The organism is Sellimonas intestinalis (genome assembly GCF_001280875.1).
In the GTDB taxonomy this organism is placed as follows: Bacteria; Bacillota; Clostridia; order Lachnospirales; family Lachnospiraceae; genus Sellimonas; species Sellimonas intestinalis.
Map to the genome: position 1 here is coordinate 49,036 of NZ_LGAJ01000005.1, position 23,769 is coordinate 72,804.

Below are 23,769 nucleotides of genomic sequence, written 5' to 3' on the forward strand. Positions count from 1 at the left end.
TATGTCTGAATATACTTGTGTTGACAGCTTTTGCGGAGCAGGAGGACTTGGTCTTGGATTACAGCAAGCCGGATTGGATATCCGTTTAAGTTTTGACATCGATGATATATGCATTAAGACAATAAAAGAAAACGAAAAGTATTTTAGCCATCCTGCACTTGTTGCAGATATCACTGACATGTTGAAGGGGAAGGCTTTGGAAATATGTAAAATGGAAAGGGGCGAACTGTTTCTTCTTGCAGGAGGTCCACCTTGTCAAGGATTTTCGATCCAAAGACGGGGAAGCGATATTGATTCTCGAAATCAACTGGTTTTTAAATACGCACAGCTTGTTAATGAGCTGTACCCTAAATACTTTGTTATGGAGAATGTTACTGGAATTGCCGGGAAACGCGGGAAAACGATTCTTGAACAGTTAATAGATGAGTTAAAAGGCATCGGATATGAGGTGCATATAAACCTTTTGGATGCTCAAGATTATGGTGTTCCGCAAAGGAGAAAGAGATACATTATCGTTGGGGAAAGAACGGATATGGGTGTTTATTATGTATATCCAAAACCGAACGGAGAGCATCGTACCGTTAGAGATACAATCGGCTCATTGCCAGAGCCTCTGATGGACGGGAGTGATTATCCCGGTATTCCTTTGCATCGAAGAGATAAGCTTTCAGATATTAATTTAAAACGAATTCGAGCATTAAAACCAGGACAGGGACGCGAATATTTGCCGGAAGATCTTCTTGCCGATTGCCACAAAATAGACAGTTCTGTTATTGGATATAGGAATGTCTACGGAAGGATGGAATGGGATGACGTCGCACCTACAATTACAGCAAGATTCGACAGCTTTACTCGAGGAAAATTCGGACATCCCGATCAAGACAGAAGCGTTTCATTAAGAGAGGGAGCCTTACTGCAAACATTTCCGATGGATTTTAGGTTTACAGGAAATAAAGTTGATATAGCAAGACAGATCGGCAATGCCGTTCCTCCTACATTAGCTGAACAAATCGGCAGAAGCATTATTGAGTGTTATAAGAGAAGAGAGGAAGAGTAATGTCATATAATTCGATTCTTAAAGCGTACTTGAAAGCCCTTCAAGAGCAGTACAAAAACGCAACGAACAGTAGGCAGTATACGGCTGAATTATCGTATCGAATGCCGCTTGATACAATGGAAAGGGCTCTTGCAAAGGAGTTTAATCCTGATGATGATATAGATGTCATTCTAGAACCGACAACGCAGGGCAGAGTTGGGCGGCCGGACTGGCGTATTCATAACAAGGATACTATGGGCATTTATGGATACATTGAAGGAAAAGGACTTTCGGAGGAACCTTTTGATACAAGACCGTATGCTGCTCAAATAAAAAAGTACCTTACATTAGGGCATAAGCTTATCATCACGGATGGTATTGACTTTGTGTTTTGTATGGATAGGGATAGGGAGCCTACGGTTATTTCCATTATAGACAAAGACAAAATGCGTACAAGGGATTGGTCTGCTCAAAAGGTCGATGCACGATTTGAAGTTTATATGCGCGAGTTTTTTAAGAATCCGTCTCCACAACAAGTTAACGAAGCAAAGCTGGTAGAACTTGTTGCGGTAAGAACAAGAATGCTGGCTGATGATATTTTAGAATTGGTCAATATTCCTCTTGAGGAAGCTATGAACGAGAATGAGCGCGAAGTTATAGTATTGCTTCAAGGTATGCGAGAACTGGTTTACAACCATAATGATTCAAATTTAAGAACTGGCGAAGTTTTCGCTGATTTTACAGCGCAGGTGATAATGTTTTGCTTGCTTTATGCTCATAGAGTGCTATGTGCATCGGAAGATTCGCCTGCTGAAAAAGAACGAAAGATCAATGCTTATATCAAAGAGGATTTGTCAGAAGGAGAAGCGTTAACGCCGTTTAGAAATCTTATGCTGTATCTGCGGGATCATGCTGACAAGAGTTTCTTTATTAACCAACGTATTGACGAATGTATAAAATTTTTGTCATTTATTAAAATGACGGATCAACAATTGCTGAATCCGGATTATCATCAACTTTTTGAATTGTTTCTTTCAAAATATGATGCAAAGTCCCGCTTTGATTTCGGCGCATATTATACTCCTAAGGTTCTTGCGGATTTTGTTGTTAAGTTAGTAAACTATGTTGTCGCAGAAAATTTTCCGGGGAAGAGCATATATGACGATGGAAACACCATTGTAGATCCGTGTTGCGGCACAGGTTCTTTTATGGAGGCATTAATTAGTCACGATCCCGGTAACGGATCATATAACCTTTGTGGAATCGAAATTCTTCCCGCTCCGTATATGCTTGCGAATTATCGAATGGCTGTACTGGAGAAACAAAATGGTAAGAAAAACAACAAGATTAAAATTCTTCTTGCCAACACGCTAAGCAACAGTGTATTTAACGGAGAAGCAAATGAGGACTCCATTGAAGGGCGAGAACTTCTGCAGGCTAACAAGATTTCAGCCTTGCCGTTGAAACTTGTAATAGGGAATCCACCGTGTTCGGACACTTTGCGTGAGAATATATCTGATGATTTTTCTATCATTAATGGGCTTATGGAGGATTTTAGACCGCCAGAGGCAATGCGCCGCGGAAGACAGAATATCCAGAAACAAATTAATAATCCGTTTATGCAGTTTTTGAGATGGAGTTGTAAGAAACTGTTGGATTCACAAAATCATTCTGTACTTGCACTTATTGTTCCACTGTCATTTTTGGAAGCAGAGTCCTATAAATATGCAAGAAAATACCTTTGTGAGCACTTTTCAGATGTTTGGGCAGTTGCTGTAGATGCCGATGCGAGGACGGGAGTGCGCAGCGACAGTTTGTTTCACACGCTTCAAGGCCGTGCTGTGATTGTGTTGACAAGGAAATACGGGGATGATGCGCCTATTAGAGTGGTTCACTATTGCGATTATTCGCATAGTATGCGAGGCAATAAGGAACGTTTGTTAAGCGATGATATTTCGAATATAGCGTCAAGATTTGAAGAGTACGGCATTGATACGGATACGGTTGCGTTTTCTCCTGTTAAACCTTTTGACACTGAAATGTATAAAAAGTTCTGGCCGGTCAGTAATGAAAACGGGCAGAATGCTATTTTTTTAAATCATTGTTCTGGAATTAAATTAGCGCCTACGGCGATTTTTACTCATGTTAAGGCGCCTATGCTAAAAAGAAGAAGCAGGGAGATTGCTTTAAACGGTGCTTCTGAAGCCAGCGTTTGGTTTTCAAAGCAAGATAGACCGCCAAAGGAGGAAAAAATAGTTGCATTCCAAAATGCTTTGAATGGCTGTGGAGACAAACGGGTTATGGATCAGATGCTTACAGAGAATATTCATTCTTATTCGTTCAGACCGTTTCTAACCTCGAATGTTTTGCTGTGGAAAGAAGTATTGCTGAAATATAGTCGCATTGGTGGAGGCGGGACAAGATTACGTCCGGAAATCATCAAAGCTTATTCGGATCAGAATACTGTCGGATTCGCAATGGCGCATGCGCCAAAAGACTTGAATCCGACGCTCTCTCAATTTGTATCATTTTGTTGGTATTATCCGGATAATGATATGTGTACAAGAGGCAATTCGCATATTTATATGAATCAATATCCCAATAGACAAGGAGGCATGTCAACTAACATTGCTCCTGAAATATTGAGTGCGGTTGTCTCCATGATCGGGATGTCTGAAGAAACTGCCGCTAAGAAAATTGTATTTTATGTATATGCGGTAATGTGTTCTCAAGTATATTTGGATGATTTTGAAGGAGCTCTTTTTACTGTGAATCAGTCAGACAAGAGGGCGAGAGTACCTGTTGTGTCAGATAAGGAACTCTTTTTGAATATATCGGAAATAGGAAAGAGCATTGCTGATTTGGAAAAAGTTGATTTTAGCCCCGAAAACATTCTTGGCTTTGATTACGATTTCCTCATGCAATCAGTTCCTGCTGGATTTCAGATTAAAAATGTTCCGCATCCGTTTGATGCGGAAAATGAATTGTTGCTATTAACGGATGGAAATAGAACAATAAAAGTTTATTGTCCGCTTTCACTCCAGCGGCTTAATATTTCCGGATATGATGTTATTAAGGCAGTATGGCTGAAGTTTAACTCTTATGATTTTACTCATTGTGAGTTTACGGGGGATGATATGAGGAGATTGCTTGACTTTCTTAATACGATTGCAATTCATGAAAAATATGTCGAGAAACTTGATGAAATGATTGCGCCAATATTAAATGGGGTTGTGCCGCTAGTTGTAAACGAGGATTAATAGGATGACAAGGATATGGACAAATTTTCAAAGGAAAAACGGAGTGATATCATGTCGCATGTTCGCGGCAAAAACACGAAACCGGAAGAAGCGATAAGAAAATACTTGTTTTCAAAAGGATTTAGATATCGTAAAAATGATAAGAGATATCCTGGGAAACCGGACATTGTGCTCCCGAAGTATCATACGGTAATTTTTGTAAACGGTTGTTTCTGGCATCAGCATCCGGGGTGCAAATCTGCTGCATTGCCGGAAACGAACCGTGATTATTGGAAGGCGAAACTTCAAAGAAATGTTGAACGTGACGCTGTACAAATTCGTCAGCTTGAGGAGATGGGGTGGTATGTAATCGTTTTATGGGAATGTGAGATATCCAGTAAATCCAAACGAAAGGAACGATTAATATCCCTTGTCAATGAAATAGAACATCATTAATTTTACTGCGATGAAAATGATGTCGGTCCGGAGAAATATAAAAAAACTGCGGTTTCGTTCTTGCACATGAATATTTATGAGAAACAGAATAAAGGGGGTTAGAAATTGGCATTTAGAGTAATTAATCCTAAATTTTATATCTAATTTTTGATTATCCTCATAAATATTATACATTCAAGCATTTTGAAGTATAGAAAATCATTCATTTTACCACGAATTTACCACGATTGAATGAGCCTTGATATGATAATAAAACAGCACTAAAAAGACACCATTGACCTACGAGGTGTCTTTTATTAAAAAACAGTCAATCCTAAGACTCACTGCTTTGTATATATAGATATGAAATTGTAAAACTAGAAGCCGTTTATTTTTTCTTTTTAGGTTTTGGCGTTGGTAGTTCATCATACATCACATCAAATAACCCCGTCAGAAAATCTTTATTATCAACTTCTTCCACCAATAACATTTCTTTGGCATTTTCGCATGGAATTTCATAAGTAACTGTCGACATATAAGAAATTGCAGACTTTGTTGGTTTTACCAGTAACCTATCATCATATATACCGCCAACGATTTTTCCACGATAATAGATAATAAATTCTCCCATCATTGCACGATATGTTATTTAGAAAAAATAATAATTAAAAATTGATGAATAGTGACAAATAAAAGAAGGGATGATCTCCCTCCTTTTTAATTGATATGAAGCTGTGTTTTAAGAGCGTCTTGAAGAACTTGTGAAAAATTAATATTTTTTTCTAATGCGGCAGAGTTAAGCCATGCCGGCAAAGTAACAGTCCGATTTACAGATTTGTTTACTTGAGCCATACGAATAGATGGCATATACACATCAATTAATACTGCACGTTCATTTTCTTCTGTACGAATTTGAGAAAGCGGGGTCGGAGCCGGGATCTCTTCTTTATCTTCTTCCATTCCGAAAAGAACAATTCCAAGAAGCTCACGGGCCGAAAGAAGAGCGTCATCGTCATTGATCCCACTTGTAGCGCAATCTAAATCTGGGAACACCACAGATATTTCTTCGCCATTTTCATAAGTAAAAATAGCAGGATAAAAGTATCGTTCAACTTTTTTCATGTGATAACCTCCTTAAAATGAATGTCAGGAGAGAGGGGCTATCTAAAGCGTAGCCCCGATTGCCTTTCAATACTGTCAAGAGTTTTGCGAGGTATGTCTTTGTCTGGATGTTTTACCGTTACTCGCCCCTTTTTGGTTGGGTGCTTAAATTGGTGATGACTTCCAACTACATTGACTTGATACCATCCATCGGCTTGAAGAGCCTTGATGACTTCTCTTGATGAATAACTTTTCATGTATGATACCCTCCTGACAATATAAATTATAACAAATATAATTATATTTGTCAAAGAAAATAACAAATATTATAATATTTGTTAAAAGGAACAAAACAAGAATTATCACATTGTGACTCCCTCCGAGGGCATACACTTCGGAGGGAGAAAATATTGTATCATCTTTGGCTTTTCTTTCATCCTAATAATGTTTTCTTATTAATCTTTACATTTTTGTTTGTAACAAATTTGTGACAAAAGTGCCGAAAAACGGCGTAAATACGTTATATTTTCATAATAGCAAATTATCCATATTCAATAGGGTTCGATCATTATCTTTATAAAGAAACAAAAGATAAAAGAGGATTGAATAAGACGAACTACGTTTATTATTTCTTAATGTTAGGGGTTATGATTTTATGTCCGTTTCTTGTAATATGTTTTAATCATTACTTGGGTTATCTATATAATTTGACATGGATTCACAAAGTTGCTTTTATTATTATTGAAGTATTTACATTTTTTGTAAGCAGATTGTATGTAAAGAGAATTTTATCCTATGCGAACGAAAAGGATGCTGTCTATTGTCGGAAAGTAGAATAGTTACTGAAAAAAGCGTTCACAGATCTTACATCCTACCTTGCGGTACAAAGAGAACTGTGTTACAATAAATAATCAAATAAGAGAAAGCGATGAAGAGAACCAGTAGGTATCTGAAGTTGTTACAGAGAGTCCCGTTTGCTGAGAGTGGATACAAGGAAAGATATTTTGAGAATTCAAAGTTCCTGCAAAGGAATCGAATAACGCCTTGGAGCTGCATACCGACTGCATTGATTGGCAATGCTGAGACTATGATGGGAGCGCCCATTACAGCGCAGGAGTATCGATGGCTATCTGTACTTTTTCTGAGTCTGCATAGATGTCCGTACTTATCGAGGTTTATGTTGTGAGACACAGACGAACTAAGGTGGCACCACGGATTTGATCCGTCCTTGGAAACAGGGACGGATTTTTTATATTAGCTACCGCTTACAATTCGGGGATGTGTCTTTTGGCGTTCCCGTTAATGATGCTCAGAAATCCGTTCCGCTAAACTATTTTTTGAAAGGAAAGATGCAGTATGAGCAAAAAAAGTATGAAAATCAAAGAGTTGTTCTCAGGACAAGCAACGCAAATCGAGGGAGAAGTAACAGTTCGAGGCTGGATCCGAAACCACCGTAAGCAGAAGAATATGGGATTTATCGAATTATATGATGGAAGTTGTTTCAAATCATTGCAGTTGGTCTACACAGCAGAGCAAGATGCGGATGGGAAACTGAAAGGATTACGCAACGGCGCGTGCATTGAGGTAACAGGTATTGTACAACCCGGATTTCAAAAGGAGCTGATTGAGCTGAATGTGAAAGATGTTTTGCTTCTGGGTGACTGCACGGAGGACTATCCGTTACAGCCAAAGCGCCATTCGATTGAATTCTTACGGGAAAATGCTTATCTTCGGCCAAGAACGCGATTATTCCAGGCTGTATTTCGTGTCAGAAGTGTAGCGGCACAGGCGATCCATACCTATTTTACAGAAAGAGGATTTCTGTATGTAAATACTCCTTTGATTACCGCAAATGACGCGGAGGGGGCGGGAAATACCTTTACGGTCACGACGCTGGATATAGCCGATGTGAAATCCGGCGACAAAAAGACTTTTGAGGAAATATGTAAGGATGATTTTTTCGGAAGGCATGCTTCCCTGGCAGTGACCGGGCAGCTTGAAGCAGAAGTATTTGCGATGGCATTTGGCGATGTGTACACTTTTGGACCTACGTTTCGGGCGGAACATTCGAATACCAAGACTCATGCGGCGGAGTTCTGGATGATCGAGCCGGAGATGGCATTCTGTGATCTGGAACAGTTGATGGATGTGGAGGAGGATTTCCTGAAAACGATTCTTGTATATATTATAGAGAAATGCGATGATGAATTGACGTTTCTGGAAAACTTTACAAAACTGCCGCTCAGAGAGAGAATGAAGAAAGTGATACACTCCCAAATTGCCAGAGTGAGCCATAAGGAAGCAATTCGTATTTTGAGAGAATCCGGCGAACAGTTTGAGTTTGAACCAAAGTACGGTGAAGATACTGCCAAAGAGCATGAGAAATATCTTACGGAAAAACATTTCAAGGCGCCTGTCTTTATCTATGATTGGCCAAAGGACATCAAAGCATTTTATATGTATCAAAATGATGATGAACAGACAGTTGGAGCGGTGGATCTGCTTGTGCCTGGTGCTGGCGAACTGATGGGCGGCAGCCAGAGAGAAACAAGATACGACCGTTTGCTGGCAAGAATGAACGAACTTGGTATTTCCGCTGATAGTATGTGGTGGTATCTGAATCTGTGCAGATACGGCGCCTGTGAGCATGCAGGATTTGGCATGGGTTTTGAACGCTTATTGATCTATGTGACCGGGATGGAAAATATCAGAGACGTCATTCCATTTCACAGAACACAGGGAAACTGTGAATATTAACATTTGTTGTGTAAAGATGGATAGCTGCTAAAATAGAGGTAGAAATATGTTATTGACAGAAAGGAGTTCGCAATGGTTCTACAAACTGAAAGATTGATTCTTCGTCCGTGGAGAGAATCGGACGTGGAATCCCTATTTCAATATGCAAGTGATCCGGATGTGGGGCCGGCTGCCGGATGGCCGCAGCACCAAAGTCTGGAAGAGAGCAAAGAGGTCATCCAAAATGTTTTTTGTGGGAAAGAATGTTATGCGATATGCCTGAAAGAAGATGATATTGCTATCGGCAGTATCGAGCTGATGCTTAACGGCCATACAAATCTGACGACACGGGACGATGAGTGTGAGCTGGGCTATTGGCTCGGTAAGCCGTTTTGGGGACAAGGCATGATGCCGGAGGCAGCGTCGGAGCTTATTCGCCGCGGCTTTGAGGATATCGGTATGGCCAGAATCTGGTGTGCTTATTATGCCGGAAATGAGAAATCAAAGCGTGTGCAGGAAAAGGTTGGTTTTCGCTATCAATGGACAACGGAAAATGTTGACGTTCCGCTCCTGCATGAAATTCGTACAGAACATGTGAACAGTATGACAAAAAAAGAATGGCTGAAACGAAACGTATAAGGAAGGCGGTGCCAATGATGTTCGAAATCCCTATTACGGAATTCAAGAATTTAAAAATCGGGAATATGGAAAATACAGATGCGGGAACGGGCTGTACGGTATTTCTCTTTGAAAAGGGAGCTCCGGCCGGACTTGATGTACGGGGAGGAGGACCGGCATCAGAAGAAAGCGAGTTGTTAAAGCCAATGGCGGCGGCGGAAAAGATCCATGCCATTGTGCTATCCGGTGGAAGTGCGTTTGGGCTGGAAGTTTCAAATGGAGTGAGGGAGTATCTGGAGGAACGAGATATCGGGTTCGATGTGGGCGTCACAAAAGTTCCTCTGGTCTGCCAATCCTGTCTGTTTGACCTGAGTGTGGGGGACGAAAGGATTCGTCCTGATAAGAAGATGGGATATTGCGCTTGTGAAAATGCTGAGGTTTTCAACTATCAGGATGGAAATTATGGCGCAGGTACAGGCGCTACAGTCGGGAAGCTAAAGGGTATGGATTTCTGTATGAAATCCGGAATCGGAAGCTATGCGGTAAAGTCAGGCGCCCTGATGGCGGGCGCTGTTGTTGCTGTCAATTCGCTTGGAGACGTCTATGATTGGAAGACAGGTCAGAAAGTAGCCGGACTGTTAGCGGAGAACAAGAGAAGTTTTGGTGATTCTGAGATGGAACTGCTGAATATCAATGAAGTGATGGATAATAAATTCGTAGGAAATACAACGATCGCCGTATTTTTTACAAATGCCAGATTTGATAAGACAAAGCTTGGAAAGATTGCCGGAATGGCACATGACGGCTATGCCCGTTCCATCCGCCCGGTTCACACTACTGCAGATGGAGACAGTATTTATGCGGTATCGCTTGGCGAGGTCAACGCAGATCTGGATGTGGTCGGTACTTTAGCCGCAAGGGTGATCTCGGAGGCGATTATAAGAGCAGTGGAACATGCCGACAGTGCTTACGGATATCCGGCGACGAGGGAACTGTTGACGAAGAAGTAAGCATTTTCGACCTATGTATTCAGGAGCCCGTCTGTGGGCTCCTTTCTCATTTCATAGGAACGCAGTTTCCTATGAAATGAGAAACGCTCCGTACGGATCGCACTGCGGCGGAGTGGAAGCTGCCGCTGAAGCGACCCGCCGCAGGCGGAGAATCCTGCCAAACAGGATTCTTTTTTATAATTTTTTCTGTTGTTTTATTTTACGCTTTGGGAAAATTTCTGTTTTGCTTCCATGATTTTTTTCTCTTCCGCCGGAGGAGTTTCATACATACCACGCTGGTGCATCATATTAAATACATCGGTGGAAATAGAGTGTTCTTGCTCCAAAATTTTCATCATGGTTCCTCTCAGATCGTCGTGGACACATTCTCCGGCAAAGGTATTAAATTTTTCTGTAGTAGATTTTTGTGTGGAAAGACCGTCTCCTAAAATTTCTTTGTCTGTAAAATCCTGCATCGTCATACCTCCTATTTCAAATACTCATATAAAGCATTAAAATGTCCCTGATGTTGTTGGGATATCTGTTCAAATTTCTGCTGAATTTCCGAATCATTAGTCTGCTTTGCTAACATAGAGAATTTCTTTGTTAATAATTGTTCGTCCGCAAGCAGATCATTCAGAGCGGACAGCTCTTTTTCTGACAACTGTGCCATGGTGGTGACCTCCTTTATCGATTATTCTTACAATAATAGGGTGTACGAAAATTCAGTTTCTATTCGGATTTTATTGCACTTCCTGCGAATTGGCTGTGGAAAAGAAGAAAAATTTGATGATCCTGTCTATCCATTTTTTTCGTATTTTGGTAAACTGGAGAAAAAGATTTCAGAATGATGTTGCAGATCTGGAGAAGAAAAGGGGGTTAAAATGAACGAAAAGCAACGAACTACTTCTACGGAATCCCATACCCTTACCGCCGCCAAAGTCTTACTTTTTGAGGCGGGGAAACAAAATCCGGGGCCGTGGATCCGGCACAGTGAGTTTGTGGCGGAGGCGGCAGGAAAAATTGCGTCGCAATGTCCGGATTTGGATGTGGAACAGGCGGTGATATGTGGATTGTTACATGATATTGGCCGTAGGTATGGAGTTACATATCTGGCACATGTTTACGATGGTTACCGTTACCTGATGGAGCTTGGCTGGGAAAGAGCCGCCAGAGTAGCGCTGAGTCATTCGTTCAATTTGCGGCAGATGGAAGATTATATTGGCAAGTTTGATCTGGAAGACGAGGATCAGAAGGTGTTGGAGGAGCTGCTTGGGAACATGGAATATGATGAGTATGATTATCTGATTCAACTTTGTGACGCGATTGCCACAGCAGAGGGAATTGTGCCGCTTAACGAACGAATGAATGACGTGAAAAGCCGGTATGGATATTATCCGCAGGAAAAGTGGGACAGAAATATAGCGTTAAAAGAATACTTTGAGAAGAAGATGGGAAAGCCGCTGTATGAAGTTGTAATGTGAAAAAAGAAAAAGAAGCCGGGAGAAGAATCCATGATTAGGAAGACATGGATTCCTCCGCGGCTTCTTTTGGGGATGGCGCGTTTTTATGCGAGCGTCCGAATTCCGGTCACTTTATAGCCTTCTTCGGTAACGGCTGCTTTCAGCATCTCATCGGTAACGGTTTCCGGTACGGAAAGTGTCGCGGTTTTTGCCTCAAGACTGACAGTAACGTCAGCGGCGCCTTCGATGGCGTTCAGTGCGTTGGTGACGTGTTTCACGCAATTTGGACACATCATGCCTTCTACAGAGAGTTCTTTTTTCATTGTGGTACCTCCTTGTGTTTGATTCATTTTATTTTGACAGCAGTCATCCAGGGAGGAAGCTTCCTCGCGGGAGACATGTTCTGCTATCGTCGTGTGCGTGACAACAACGGATTCAGAGGTGGACCCGATATCAGCCGGTGTGGTTGCTGTTCCGTGCTTTGGTTTGAAGAAGCGCAGGCGCAGAGCGTTGCTCACAACAAAGACGGAACTGAAGCTCATGGCGAGGGCGGCGATCATCGGATTCATCTTCAGACCGAAAGCGGCATAGTAGCATCCGGCCGCAACCGGTATGCCGATAATATTATAGAAGAAAGCCCAGAAGAGGTTTTCTTTGATATTGCGGATGGTTGCTTTGCTCAGTTCAATAGCGCCTGCAACATCCAACAAATCGTTTTTCATCAGAACAATATCGGCGGATTCCATCGCCACATCTGTTCCGGCGCCAATGGCAATTCCTACATCTGCTCTGGCAAGGGCCGGAGCGTCGTTGATGCCATCGCCGACCATGGCAGTCTTTTTGCCGCTCTTTTGGAGGCGGCGGATTTCCTGTTCCTTATCCTCCGGGAGGACTTCAGCGATGACACGATCCACACCGACCTGGCGGCGGATAGCCTCAGCGGTCTTTTTGTGATCTCCGGTGAGCATGACGACTTCAATCCCCATATCCTGCAATTCTTTAACGGCTTGACGACTTGTCGGTTTTACTACGTCTGCCACGGCGATGATGCCGATCAGTTTTCCGGCTCCCGCAAAGTATAATGGCGTCTTCCCCTCGGAAGCCATGCGATCTTGGAGCTGTTCAAGAGCAGTACCATGAATGTTAAATGCATCCATCATTTTCTGATTTCCGGCAAGGTACTCTATGCCTTCGATCATTCCTCTGATGCCCTGTCCTGGTATCTGGCGGAAATTATGGACAGGGAGGTAGGAGATCTTTTGTTTTTCTGCTTCTGCCACAATGGCGCGGCCAAGTGGATGCTCCGAAAGTTTTTCCAGAGAGGCGGCTATCTGCAAAAGTCGTGTCTTTGGTATGTCAGGTTCGCAGACAAGATCCGTGACTACTGGTTCACCCCGGGTGATGGTGCCTGTTTTGTCCATGACAACGGTTTGGACGCAATGAGCAGTCTCCAAAGCTTCGGCGGATTTGATCAGAATACCACCGGCAGCGCCCCGCCCGGTTCCGACCATGATTGCGGTCGGCGTGGCCAGTCCGAGAGCACACGGACAGGAGACAACCAGAACGGAGACGGCAATGGTGAGGGCAAATTCAAAAGTGGCGCCGCAGATCATCCACACAACAGCCGAGATGATAGCGATTACAATGACAATTGGGACGAAGACGCCGGCTACCTTATCTGCCAGCTTGGCAATGGGTGCTTTGGAGCTAGTTGCTTCATCGACGAGACGGATAATCTGTGCCAGGGCGGTTTCCTCCCCGACTTTGGTTGCCTGCATCTGGAAGTATCCGCTTTTATTAACGGTAGCGCCGATGACTTTATCGCCGGCCTGCTTATCCACCGGGATGGATTCTCCAGTTATGGCCGATTCATCAATGGAGGCCGTACCGTCCGTGAGAATTCCGTCCACCGGGATGGATTCTCCAGCCTTGACAATCAGGATATCGTCTTTTTCTACCTCTTCTATCGGAATGATGGACTCCACACCATTCCGGAGTATCGTAGCGGTCTTTGGCGCAAGATTCAGAAGCTTATTGATGGCGTCAGATGTTTTCCCTTTTGCGCGGGCTTCCAAAAACTTGCCGAGGGTAATCAGCGTCAGAATCGTTCCGGCGCCCTCGAAGTAAAGGTCGTGGGAAAACTGGTGCACGAGATCCACATTTCCGTGTCCAAAGCCATACGCGATTTTATACAGCGCGTAGACGCCATAAACGAGGGAGGCCCCGGAACCGAGGGCGATCAGGGAATCCATGTTTGGCGAGCGGTGAAGCAGCGTCTTAAATCCGACACGGAAGTATTTGGAATTGATAAATACGACCGGAATCAAAAGTAAAAACTGGGTGAACGCGTAAATCATAGAATTTTCCATTCCCAAAAAATATCCCGGCAGTGGCCAGCCGAGCATCTTTCCCATGGAAATGTAAAAGAGGGGAACGGTGAAGACGAAGGACCAGATGACCCGACGCTTCATAGTCTCGTACTCTTTTTTGGCTGCGTTAGCGGAAACAGACTGCTCTGTAGACACGTTGGTTGCCTTTTTCTGGCTGCCTGTCAGAAGGGAGGCGCCGTATCCGGCCTTCTCTACGGCCTGAATAATATCGGTGCCAGTTAATGTCTTTTCATCATATTGAACAACCATACTGTTTTTCAGAAGGTTGACCGAACACTCTTTCATACCGGGAAGAGCCGAGACTGCTTTTTCCACACGGGAAGAGCAGGCAGCACAGCTCATGCCGGTCACATTGTATTTTTCCTGCATATCGATTCTCCTTTCTGGCCGTACCACTTTTATTACCATACACGGCCATTTCATTTCTATGCTGGTTGCGTACACATATACGGGGTATATGTATATGCATGATTCTAGTATAATCCAAAACAGAGTTGTTTGACTTGCCCGATTGGAAGTAAAATTAGCCCAAATGGAAGAAGACACACAGAAAAAGGACAGACATCCGCTGCTAGTCTGTCCTTTTTCTGTCGTACGGTAAAGTCCCCTCCCTGTATTTTTTCCGATAGGTGCTTGGTGTAAGGTTGGTGAAGTCCTTGAATGTCTTGGTAAATTTCCCCTGTGTCTCATACCCGATTTTGGCGGCAATCTCGGCGATACTCTCGTCAGTATGCTGCAATAGCTCCATCGCCTTGTGAATTCGGTAGTCTTTCATATAGGTAGCAATCGGCATACCGTAGACACCCTTGAATGTCTCTTTTAGAGAGGATGTATTGATCAGATATTGCCGGGAAAGTTCCTCAATCGTATAGCGGCGGTCCAGGTGTTCGGTGAGCTGATGATGGATTTCCTGCATCAAGGCGGTCTGCCGGGACTGATATTGGGCAAGTCCGGAGTCTTCCGGGGACAGGCGGGAGAGAAACAGAAGCAGCTCCTGGACTTTCAGCCGGAAATACGGTAGACGGAGATGTTCCGGGAGGCCGTAAAGAGGTCGGAAGATTCCATCGATATCTGGGCTGGCCGGAAAGGCGGTGGATGTATCGCCACGGCAGAAAAGCCGGTCTATGCGGTTGATATCCAGACCAGCGTCCTCAAGTACAGGTGGAAGATGGTCCGAGAGATTTTTTAAATGAATAAAAATACTGATTCCCTCGCAGTATCCAAGAGGAAACGCCATAACGGAATCGGCACAGCAGTCGGTACTCTGGAGGGAGAGGTCTCCACTTCCCAGATAAACAGAAGTCCCGCTATGGAAATTCCAGCCGATGCGCCCCAGGTGACAGTGAGTGATTTCCAGGATATGCTGGTCGGCGTTGTGGCGAAAAGATACTTGATCCGCCAGAAAGAGATTCAGCGAGAGATGGATGCCGGGAAAGACCTGGTAGATATCCATCCGACCTTTGCCGGACGTCCGTGTCTGGAAAGAATCCATAAACAGACTGGATCTTTTGGTGTCTGCCGGGTGTTGTTTTACCATGAATGTGCCTCCCGGAATGTGGCAGAGGTGTGAGGCAATCTGAAGTAACGGTTCATTCTTCATTTATGCGTCCTCCTTTTGTCTGTCGTCAATGGAATAAGGGCAGGAAATCTCAATAGCCTGCTCGATCATATGGTGGAGCATCTGTGCCTGTACCGTGTCAGCAGCCTTATAATAGACCTCTTTACCCTCCCGGCGGCTGATGATCAGTCCGGTCATTTTCAGTTGCTTGAGATGATGGGAGACTGCCGGACTGCTCATTTCCATAAGGGAAGAGATATTGATGACACATTCTTCGCAGTGGCAGAGCAGCCAGAAGATCCGCACCCGGCTCAGATCTCCCATTTGTTTAAATAGATCCGCCACAATCTGGAACGCTTCCGGTCCAGGAATCTGTTCGCACATCTGCTCGAATTTCTGGCCATGGTCATGGGGTAATGTTTTCATAAGTCAAGCCTCCTTTGCTACTGCATTTACTATAACAGTCCACAGTCAAGAAAACAAGGAGCCAAGGGAGCAAAATTAAGAAACTGTTTTTGCCCAAATGGAAATAGATTTGACCGGTTTGGAAGGGATTCTGTTAAGCCCATTGACCGTGGCAGCAGTTGTGATAAGATAGAGACAACAATTAAACGATTGCTTAATTGAATAATAGTAAAAGAAAGGAAAGAGTGAAAAGATGAAGAAGAGTTATAAAATTGACGTGGACTGTGCAAACTGTGCAAATAAGATGGAGGATGCCGCAAAGCGTACCCCCGGAGTGAAAGACGCAGTAGTAAACTTCATGCTTTTGAAGATGAATGTGGAGTTTGAGGATGGAGAGAATCCGAAAGACGTGATGCAGGAAGTTCTGAAAAACTGTAAGAAAGTAGAATCCGACTGTGAAATCTTTCTGTAGAAGATTTCCTTCGGAAAAGGCACCGTGGAGAGCTGTTTCTGCGGTGCGTTTCTTAGAATCAACATATGAATATATGAACATATATAATAGGAGGAAAAAAGATGAGGAAAAAGCAGAAAATCATGCTCGTTCGGATTCTGGCTGCTGCTGCGCTTTTGATTGCAATGAATTTTGTCCCGGCGCAAGGGTGGATCCGATTTGTACTGTATCTGATTCCATATCTGATCATCGGGTATGATATTTTATGGAAAGCAATCAAAGGGATTAAAAACGGTCAGGTCTTCGACGAGTGTTTTTTGATGGCGGTGGCGACTGTCGGAGCAATAGCCCTGGCACTTTATGAGAAGAGTGGGGATTATAAGGAGGCTATTGCCGTAATGCTGTTTTACCAGGTAGGAGAGTGGTTCCAGAGCTATGCGGTGGGAAAGAGCCGACGCAATATCAGCGATTTGATGGATATCCGGCCTGATTATGCCAATGTGGAGCTGGATGGCAGACTTGAGAAAGTGGATCCAGACGAGGTGGAGATCGGAAGCATGATTATTGTACAACCGGGAGAAAAGGTGCCGATCGATGGTGTGATCGTAGAAGGAGATTCTACTTTAAATACAAGTGCGCTCACAGGAGAAAGTCTTCCAAGGGACGCGAAACCTGGGGATGATATTATCAGCGGATGTATTAATATGACAGGTGTACTGAGAGTCCGGACGACTAGGGAATTTGGGGAGTCGACCGTATCCCGTATTCTGGATCTGGTAGAAAATGCAAGTTCCCGTAAATCAAAATCCGAAGACTTCATATCAAAATTTGCGCGGGTTTATACACCGGCCGTCTGTTATGCGGCACTGGCACTAGCGTTTATGCCACCGCTTGTGCGTATGATTGTACTTGGACTTCCAGCAGGATGGGAAACCTGGATTTACCGGGCGCTGACCTTCCTTGTCATTAGTTGTCCGTGTGCGCTTGTCATCAGTATTCCGCTTAGTTTTTTTGCGGGAATTGGTGGAGCAAGCAATGCGGGAGTTCTGGTGAAGGGATCTAACTATCTGGAAACATTGTCTAAAACCAGGACGGTTGTCTTTGACAAAACAGGTACGCTGACGCAGGGCGTATTTGAAGTGAATGGTATTCATCACAATGAGATAGAAGATCAGAAGCTTCTGGAATATGCGGCGCTTGCGGAGAGTGCGTCTTCTCATCCGATCAGTAAAAGTCTGAAAAAGGCATACGGAAAAGAGATTGACCGGACGCGGGTGACGGATATCCGGGAGATCAGCGGAAACGGCGTCACTGCGCTGGTGGATGGAGTGGAAGTGGCGGCCGGAAACGATAAACTGATGGATCATCTTGGTATTCCGTACAGGAGTTGTCATTCGGTGGGAACGATCATTCACATGGCGGTGAACGGTCAGTATGCAGGACACATCGTGATTTCCGATATTGTGAAACCGCGTGCCAAGGAGGCCGTTCGGATGCTGAAAAGAGCGGGCGTACGTAAGACAGTAATGCTTACCGGGGACGCTAAAAAGGTGGCAGATCAGGTGGCAAAAGACCTGGGAATTGATACAGTGTACAGCGAACTGCTTCCTGCGGATAAAGTAGAGAAAGTGGAGGCGCTTTTGAAAGAACAGCCAGAAAAGGAACAGCTTGCTTTTGTAGGTGACGGTATCAATGACGCTCCGGTTCTTCGGCGGGCGGATATTGGCATTGCCATGGGTGCCATGGGATCGGACGCAGCCATCGAGGCGGCAGACGTGGTTCTGATGGACGACGATCCGATGCAGATTGCAAAAGCCATCCGGATTTCCAGGAAATGCCTTGGCATTGTCTACCAGAATATTGTTTTTGCCATCGGCATCAAGCTGATCTGCCTGTTTCTGGGAGCCATTGGTATCGCAAATATGTGGCTTGCCATTTTTGCGGATGTTGGGGTGATGATCCTGGCGGTACTCAATGCCATCCGGGCGCTCTTTGTAAAAAAGCTGTAGCAAAATGAGGAGGAACAGGATTCCGATATGAAACAGGGAATGGATGAAGGGCTGATCTATGAGATTTTATCTGTGGTGGAGGAAATTCCGGAGGGAAAAGTTGCCACCTACGGTCAGATTGCAAGACTGATCGGCCGGGAGAAAAATGCAAGGCTGGTAGGAAAAGTGCTTGGCATGGCATCGTATTATGGGAACTATCCATGTCACCGAGTAGTAAACCATGCGGGGCGTCTGGCACCAGGCTGGCGGGAGCAGCGGTTTCTGCTGGACGATGAGGATGTTCCATTTAAAGATGAGAACCACGTGGACTTAAAACGCTGCCGTTGGGACTGCTGAGGCCGCATGGCGGTAGGATCAGCGCCCATGCAGTGTACATACAGAAGAAACCTCCGATAAATATATATAGAAAAAGACAATAAAGGAGTTACTGAAACGGTGTTTGTGTTCCTGTTGACAGACGATTGACTTTTAACTGGGGCAAGCTTATAATAAATACAGCTAGATAAATACATATTGAAAGTGGGGTATTAGCAATGGATCAAGCAAAATTAGGAAGAATCTTAACTAAAATGGAAGAGCAGGGAATGCCTCAGATGATCATTTCCGATCCGCCGACCATTTATTACTTAACAGGGAAATGGATTCATCCAGGAGAGAGAATGTTAGCTCTCTATCTGAATGTTAACGGAAATCATAAACTGGTAATCAACAAATTATTCCCACAGGAGAAAGACCTGGGCGTAGAGCTCGTATGGTACGATGATGTTGAGGATGCTGTTGAGATCCTGAGCAAATTCGTTGAGAAGGACAAACCGATCGGTATCGATAAGGTTTGGCCGGCAAGATTCCTTTTAAGACTTCAGGAATTAGGCGCAGGAAGCAAGTTCCTTAATGGTTCCATGATTGTGGATTATGTCAGAATGGTAAAGGATGAGCATGAGCAGCAGTTGATGAGAGAAGCATCTCTTGCAAATGACAAGATCATGGAAGAGCTGATTCCGCTTGTAGTAAAGGGATATACAGAGAATGAGCTGAACGCGAAAGTTCGCGAGATGTACGCAGCGTCCGGACATTCCGGAGTTTCCTTTGATCCTATCACAGCGTACGGAAAATCCGGCGCGGATCCGCATCATGTGACAGATGATACAAAGGGTAAACGTGGTGACAGCGTAGTTCTGGATATCGGTGGTATCTTAAATGATTACTGCTCTGACATGACGAGAACTGTCTTCATCGGAGAGGTTTCCGATAAGGCGAGAGAAGTATACGAGGTTGTTAAAGAAGCACAGCAGAGAGGTATCGATGCGGTAAGACCGGGTGCGAGAATGTGCGACGTAGACCTTGCCTGCCGTAACTACATCACAGAGAAGGGATACGGTGAATACTTTACACATAGAACCGGACATTCCATCGGTATGGAAGACCATGAATATGGCGATGTATCTTCTGTAAATGAAGATATCATTCAGGTCGGACAGGTATTCTCCATCGAGCCTGGTATCTACCTGATGGACGAAGGCATTGGAGTTCGTATTGAGGACCTTGTTATTGTGACAGAGGACGGATGCGAAGTGCTCAACCATTTTACAAAGGATCTGATTGTAGTTCCGGAAGAATAAGTTTAGAATATGTTAAGGCGCGGGTTGATTCCCGCGCCTTACTTTTCAGTATGGAGCTGCTGTTTATTTGATTCTTCTTCCGTAGCAACGAACGGATAGAAGATAGCTTCCCAATGCCAAAATAATGGAGACCGGATAGCTGATCACCAGAAGTAATGTCCGATCGATTGTCAGCAGTTCCAGAACGCCAAAGCCGTAGTACGAGGTGACGTACACCAGGGCTGAAACAGCCGTTACCCCCACATACAGAATGATGCCCTTTCTGGCGCCAAAGAGAAAGTAACCCAGGTATGTAATGGAGAGGAAGGTAAGCCCCACCGGGATTCCTGCAGCCCAGATTTGCAGACCCTCCCTGAAAGTAGTCACCCGGTATCCGTAGACGTAGAGAAAAGACAGTCCAAAGGAGACCAGGAGAAAGAAGCCGATGCACAAAAGGGCCAGAATATATTTGGCAAGGACGATCTGGTGGATCGTCAGCGGATACGTTCTCTCAAGCTTGTAAAAATGGGCGATGTCATCCTGTTCCATGGAAAACTGCAGCATGGAAGTTCCAAGAAGCGGCAGAACGAGTCCGCAGGAGAGGGCGAAAACATATTTCGTCCGGAACACGGCTACCACCACAATCAGCATGATAATACCTAAAATCCAGTTTATCAGATTTTTTCGTATGATATAGTTCTCATAAAAGTCTTTCAGAATAATCCCTTTCATTCCAGTTTCTCTCCTTTTGTGTAAAACAGCATCAGATCTTCCAGGGTTGCCGGAATAATTTCCATGTCCTGGAAAATCTTTGCAAGGGCAAAGCGGTTCTTTACAAGTACTCGGCAGTTGTATTCTTCTTTCCGGTAGAAGACGACATCCGCTGGATTCAGATTACAAAGAAACGAGTTCTTACAGGTAAGAATACCGTACTCATTTTGCAGTTTATCGTATGGCTGGAAGAAGAGAAGCTTCCCTTGATGGAGGAAAGCTACGTAGTCTGCGATTTTGTCCAGGTCACTTGTGATATGAGAAGCGATCAGGACAGTGTGATTTTCCTCCTCACTGAATTCCCGCAGAAGCTCCAGAATCTCGTCCCGGAAGATGGGGTCCAATCCGTTTGTAGCCTCATCCATGATGAGAAATTTCGGATCGTGACTGAATGCGATGGCAAATTCAAGCTTGGTTCGCATCCCGCGGGAAAAGGTCTTGAGGCGCTTTTTTGCCGGAAGTCCAAACCGGTGCAGATAGGAACGAAACATGTTCATATTCCAGTTCGGATACACATAAGACAAGAAACGTCCGATCTGGAGTGGAGTAAAATATTCATCGTAACCGGCATCGTCGAAAATGACAGCCAGATCCGATTTGATCTCGTTTGGCTTCGTTTTCAAATCCCTTCCCAGAATATCCAACCGACTGTAGTCAGAGGGAATGATTCCCAGCATCGTGTTAATCAGAGTTGATTTCCCGGAACCGTTTTCTCCGATAATTCCAAGGATGGTGCCCTGAGGTAAGGAGAAGGAGATCTTGTCCAGTGTAAAGTCTTTATAACGCTTTGTCAGATTTTCAATTACAAGTGCGTGCGTCATGGATTAGTCCTCCCTGTAAATCAATTCAAGTGTAGAGCGCAGCTCATCCAAAGAAAGGCCGTTTTCTCTTGCGAGGCTGACGGCATCTGTGAGGTGTGCTTCAATTCTGCGTAGGTTTTCTTCCCGAATGAAGTCCTGATTCTGCGTAGAAACAAAGGTGCCTTTTGCGGGAACGGTGAGAATAAAACCGTCCCGCTGTAAATCATCGTAGGCACGCTGAGTTGTGATGACGCTGACATGCAGACTTTTAGCAAGTTTACGCATGGAAGGCATGGCCTCCCCGGGCTTTAGTTCTCCCTTCATAATCATCTCTTTTATTTGAGATGTAATCTGTTCATAAATGGGTTTGTCACTGGAGTTGCTCAGAAGGATCTCCACAGTATCACCTTTCTTTCCGACTGTATCTTTATCTTTGTACAGTGTAACTGATAACAAGGCCGGAGTCAAAATTAATTTGACTCAAAGCCGTTTTTTCGGTACAGAGTCAGAAAAAGCAGTGCTGAGATCAACGCTTCCAGGATGAGAACAAGAGTTCCCTTCATCGTTATAGGAGGTTGTCCCTTGTTCAGATTCCCAAGTGCTTCGTAAAGTACTCCTGTGAACAGATATCCAGAGATCGTATCCAGGGTATCGTTCATCTGGGAGAGCATCGGAATTAACATCAGGACGAGCAATAACGGTGTAGTGAGTGTTCCGGCTGTCATCTGGTTTGGTGCGAAGATCCCAAAAATCATACCGGTTATACAACTGATGAGGGAGGATACGGCTGTAACGAAGAGAAATCCTATCCATCCGCCGGGGGTAAAGGAGACTCCGGCAAGAAATACGCACAGAACATTGACAATCATCAGCAGAAGCAAAGCGGGGAGGAGACTACCGATAAAAAACTCCAGGCCGTTGACTGAAGAGGTCATCAGTGTACGCAGGGTATGTTTTTCTTTTTCTTCAGCCAGTGATGCGGCGACACAGTAGATGCCGGTCATGGAGGTATTCATCAAAAGTCCTATGGAAAGGGCATAGCTGCCAAAGTCAAGGTCCGGGTACATATTGGTATAGATCATTTTAAGAAGCCATGTAAATACAAGGGAAAATGCTGGCATAATGATCAGGTTTTTGCTAAAGAGGGTGCGGCTTTTCACCTCCATAATGGCGCTTAATTTTCTAAGATGAATCGTTTTCATGATAAAGACCTCCCTGTTGCAGATAAGAATACGGTTTCCAATGTCGGTTCGCAGGAGTGGATCGTCTCGATCTGATCCTGAGCGAGCCAGTTTGCAATCGCCCGGGCGCTCTCTTCGCTCTGTGCAAGCTCATGTATGCTTCCATCATGGAGACGGACCCGGTACCTCTTGTGGATATTGTGTCTGAGACAGATGTCTTTGGGATTCCCATATTCTACGATAATACCCTCGTTTAAAAGGGCTACATTGTCACAGAGCTTGGCGGCTTCTTCCATATTGTGGGTCGTCAGAAAAATAGCCATTCCCGCATCCTTCAGTTCCAGGAGCATCTTATGGATTTCCATGGAAGTAGCCGGATCCAGTCCGCTGGTCGGCTCATCTAGGAACAGTACCCTCGGACGGTGCAGGATGGCACGGGCCAGAATGAGGCGCTGTGTCTGACCTTTTGAAAGCTTGGCGGCTGCCTTTTTGCGGTGTTCATAGAGACCGATCCGATTTAGAAGCGTCGGAATATTGCTTAAGGGGACATTTAACAGCCGCGCAAAATATTTCAGATTGTCATAGACGGACAAACGTTCATAGACGCCGCTCTCATCCGTGACAATACCGATCTGCTCGTAGATGGATTCGTCGATGTCCTGACAGCGCTTTCCAAGTACATAGGCCTCTCCGGAAGAGGGGCGGAGTTGTCCGATCAGAATTTTGATGGTTGTCGTTTTTCCGGCACCGCTTGGTCCCAGGAAACCAAGAATATGGCCTCGTTCCAAAGTGGCGCTGATATCTTTCAAAACAGGATCTTTCTGAAAGGTTTTGGACAGATGGTGAAAAGAAAGATATTCTGTACTCATAAATCTCACTCCTTGTCTATACTGTACTTAAATGATAAGTGCAGTATAGCATGGACTGACAATTCTGTCAATATATCATATATACAGTTTAGTAAAAAAAATAACTTCTGTTTGACAACA

At 44.3% G+C, this 23,769-nt stretch carries 24 protein-coding genes; 11 read left to right on the plus strand and 13 right to left on the minus strand.

Annotation, left to right across the window (positions count from 1 at the left end; all coding sequences use genetic code 11):
- Position 1: 1 nt before the first annotated feature.
- From AOA56_RS06050 to AOA56_RS06060, 3 genes are read left to right on the plus strand one after another with little or no spacing between them, the layout of a single operon-like run.
- On the plus strand, positions 2-1,057 hold the full coding sequence (locus AOA56_RS06050) for a DNA cytosine methyltransferase (protein ID WP_024731708.1): 1,056 nt from the start codon (positions 2-4) through the stop codon (positions 1,055-1,057).
- Entirely contained in the window at positions 1,057-4,296 is a 3,240-nt protein-coding gene (locus AOA56_RS06055; protein WP_024731709.1) for a type ISP restriction/modification enzyme, read from the plus strand. The genes AOA56_RS06050 and AOA56_RS06055 overlap by 1 nt, the downstream gene beginning before the upstream one ends.
- Before the next feature lie 15 nt (positions 4,297-4,311).
- Positions 4,312-4,731, plus strand: coding sequence for a very short patch repair endonuclease (locus AOA56_RS06060; protein WP_024731710.1), 420 nt, complete (start codon positions 4,312-4,314; stop codon positions 4,729-4,731).
- Between the two features lie 367 nt (positions 4,732-5,098).
- On the opposite strand, the gene AOA56_RS06065 is transcribed toward AOA56_RS06060, so the two are convergent.
- The 3 genes from AOA56_RS06065 to AOA56_RS06075 form a co-directional block, all read right to left on the minus strand.
- Positions 5,099-5,359 carry a competence protein TfoX gene (locus AOA56_RS06065; protein ID WP_051411831.1) on the minus strand — a complete coding sequence of 87 codons (261 nt, stop codon included), beginning with the start codon at positions 5,357-5,359 and terminating at the stop codon, positions 5,099-5,101.
- A gap of 68 nt (positions 5,360-5,427) precedes the next feature.
- Positions 5,428-5,832, minus strand: a complete 405-nt coding sequence (locus AOA56_RS06070) for a type II toxin-antitoxin system HicB family antitoxin (RefSeq protein WP_024731712.1) — start codon at positions 5,830-5,832, stop codon at positions 5,428-5,430.
- A 38-nt stretch (positions 5,833-5,870) separates the two neighbouring features.
- Positions 5,871-6,068: a type II toxin-antitoxin system HicA family toxin gene (locus AOA56_RS06075; protein WP_024731713.1), complete on the minus strand. Its 198-nt coding sequence runs from the start codon at positions 6,066-6,068 to the stop codon at positions 5,871-5,873.
- Between the two features lie 1,099 nt (positions 6,069-7,167).
- On the opposite strand from AOA56_RS06075, the gene asnS reads away from it, so the two are divergent.
- The 3 genes from asnS to AOA56_RS06095 all read left to right on the plus strand — a co-directional run bounded on the left by asnS (position 7,168) and on the right by AOA56_RS06095 (position 10,175).
- Positions 7,168-8,568: an asparagine--tRNA ligase gene (asnS, locus tag AOA56_RS06085; protein WP_270521466.1), complete on the plus strand. Its 1,401-nt coding sequence runs from the start codon at positions 7,168-7,170 to the stop codon at positions 8,566-8,568.
- Between the two features lie 72 nt (positions 8,569-8,640).
- The gene (locus tag AOA56_RS06090; RefSeq protein WP_024731717.1) at positions 8,641-9,186 is read left to right on the plus strand and encodes a GNAT family N-acetyltransferase; all 546 of its coding nucleotides are present in this window, start codon (positions 8,641-8,643) and stop codon (positions 9,184-9,186) included.
- A gap of 17 nt (positions 9,187-9,203) precedes the next feature.
- Positions 9,204-10,175 carry a P1 family peptidase gene (locus AOA56_RS06095; protein ID WP_053769259.1) on the plus strand — a complete coding sequence of 324 codons (972 nt, stop codon included), beginning with the start codon at positions 9,204-9,206 and terminating at the stop codon, positions 10,173-10,175.
- Between the two features lie 194 nt (positions 10,176-10,369).
- Here the strand turns inward: AOA56_RS06095 and AOA56_RS06100 are convergent, their stop codons facing one another.
- A complete protein-coding gene (locus tag AOA56_RS06100) occupies positions 10,370-10,630 on the minus strand; it encodes a spore coat protein (protein WP_238117680.1) in 261 nt (86 codons plus the stop codon).
- 11 nt (positions 10,631-10,641) lie between these two features.
- Complete coding sequence (locus AOA56_RS06105) at positions 10,642-10,827, minus strand: ferritin family protein (protein ID WP_024731719.1); 186 nt, start codon at positions 10,825-10,827, stop codon at positions 10,642-10,644.
- Positions 10,828-11,038: 211 nt separating this feature from the next.
- Here AOA56_RS06105 and AOA56_RS06110 point away from each other — a divergent pair, with 211 nt between their 5' ends.
- Complete coding sequence (locus AOA56_RS06110; protein WP_024731720.1) at positions 11,039-11,638, plus strand: HD domain-containing protein; 600 nt, start codon at positions 11,039-11,041, stop codon at positions 11,636-11,638.
- Positions 11,639-11,721: 83 nt separating this feature from the next.
- Here the strand turns inward: AOA56_RS06110 and AOA56_RS06115 are convergent, their stop codons facing one another.
- The 3 genes from AOA56_RS06115 to AOA56_RS06125 all read right to left on the minus strand — a co-directional run bounded on the left by AOA56_RS06115 (position 11,722) and on the right by AOA56_RS06125 (position 15,991).
- On the minus strand, positions 11,722-14,376 hold the full coding sequence (locus AOA56_RS06115) for a heavy metal translocating P-type ATPase (RefSeq protein ID WP_053769171.1): 2,655 nt from the start codon (positions 14,374-14,376) through the stop codon (positions 11,722-11,724).
- A 202-nt stretch (positions 14,377-14,578) separates the two neighbouring features.
- A complete protein-coding gene (locus AOA56_RS06120) occupies positions 14,579-15,607 on the minus strand; it encodes a helix-turn-helix domain-containing protein (protein ID WP_053769172.1) in 1,029 nt (342 codons plus the stop codon).
- Positions 15,608-15,991, minus strand: a complete 384-nt coding sequence (locus AOA56_RS06125) for an ArsR/SmtB family transcription factor (RefSeq protein WP_048620653.1) — start codon at positions 15,989-15,991, stop codon at positions 15,608-15,610.
- A 232-nt stretch (positions 15,992-16,223) separates the two neighbouring features.
- On the opposite strand from AOA56_RS06125, the gene AOA56_RS06130 reads away from it, so the two are divergent.
- The 4 genes from AOA56_RS06130 (at position 16,224) to AOA56_RS06145 (ending at position 20,049) form a co-directional block, all read left to right on the plus strand.
- Positions 16,224-16,442 carry a cation transporter gene (locus AOA56_RS06130; RefSeq protein WP_024731724.1) on the plus strand — a complete coding sequence of 73 codons (219 nt, stop codon included), beginning with the start codon at positions 16,224-16,226 and terminating at the stop codon, positions 16,440-16,442.
- Between the two features lie 101 nt (positions 16,443-16,543).
- Positions 16,544-18,430 (plus strand): heavy metal translocating P-type ATPase, encoded by a 1,887-nt coding sequence (locus tag AOA56_RS06135; RefSeq protein WP_053769173.1) that lies wholly within the window; start codon positions 16,544-16,546, stop codon positions 18,428-18,430.
- Positions 18,431-18,457: 27 nt separating this feature from the next.
- On the plus strand, positions 18,458-18,766 hold the full coding sequence (locus tag AOA56_RS06140) for an MGMT family protein (RefSeq protein WP_024731726.1): 309 nt from the start codon (positions 18,458-18,460) through the stop codon (positions 18,764-18,766).
- Positions 18,767-18,963: 197 nt separating this feature from the next.
- Positions 18,964-20,049, plus strand: a complete 1,086-nt coding sequence (locus tag AOA56_RS06145; protein WP_024731727.1) for a M24 family metallopeptidase — start codon at positions 18,964-18,966, stop codon at positions 20,047-20,049.
- A 63-nt stretch (positions 20,050-20,112) separates the two neighbouring features.
- Here AOA56_RS06145 and AOA56_RS06150 read toward each other — a convergent pair whose 3' ends face one another.
- The 5 genes from AOA56_RS06150 to AOA56_RS06170 all read right to left on the minus strand — a co-directional run bounded on the left by AOA56_RS06150 (position 20,113) and on the right by AOA56_RS06170 (position 23,649).
- Positions 20,113-20,760, minus strand: a complete 648-nt coding sequence (locus tag AOA56_RS06150) for an ABC-2 transporter permease (RefSeq protein WP_053769174.1) — start codon at positions 20,758-20,760, stop codon at positions 20,113-20,115.
- Positions 20,757-21,620, minus strand: coding sequence for an ABC transporter ATP-binding protein (locus AOA56_RS06155; RefSeq protein ID WP_053769175.1), 864 nt, complete (start codon positions 21,618-21,620; stop codon positions 20,757-20,759). Before AOA56_RS06155 ends, AOA56_RS06150 begins: the two co-directional genes overlap by 4 nt.
- 3 nt (positions 21,621-21,623) lie before the next feature.
- A complete protein-coding gene (locus AOA56_RS06160) occupies positions 21,624-21,998 on the minus strand; it encodes a GntR family transcriptional regulator (protein ID WP_048620817.1) in 375 nt (124 codons plus the stop codon).
- A gap of 71 nt (positions 21,999-22,069) precedes the next feature.
- On the minus strand, positions 22,070-22,801 hold the full coding sequence (locus AOA56_RS06165; RefSeq protein WP_053769176.1) for an ABC transporter permease: 732 nt from the start codon (positions 22,799-22,801) through the stop codon (positions 22,070-22,072).
- Positions 22,798-23,649: an ABC transporter ATP-binding protein gene (locus tag AOA56_RS06170; RefSeq protein ID WP_053769177.1), complete on the minus strand. Its 852-nt coding sequence runs from the start codon at positions 23,647-23,649 to the stop codon at positions 22,798-22,800. Before AOA56_RS06170 ends, AOA56_RS06165 begins: the two co-directional genes overlap by 4 nt.
- Between the last annotated feature and the right edge of the window lie 120 nt (positions 23,650-23,769).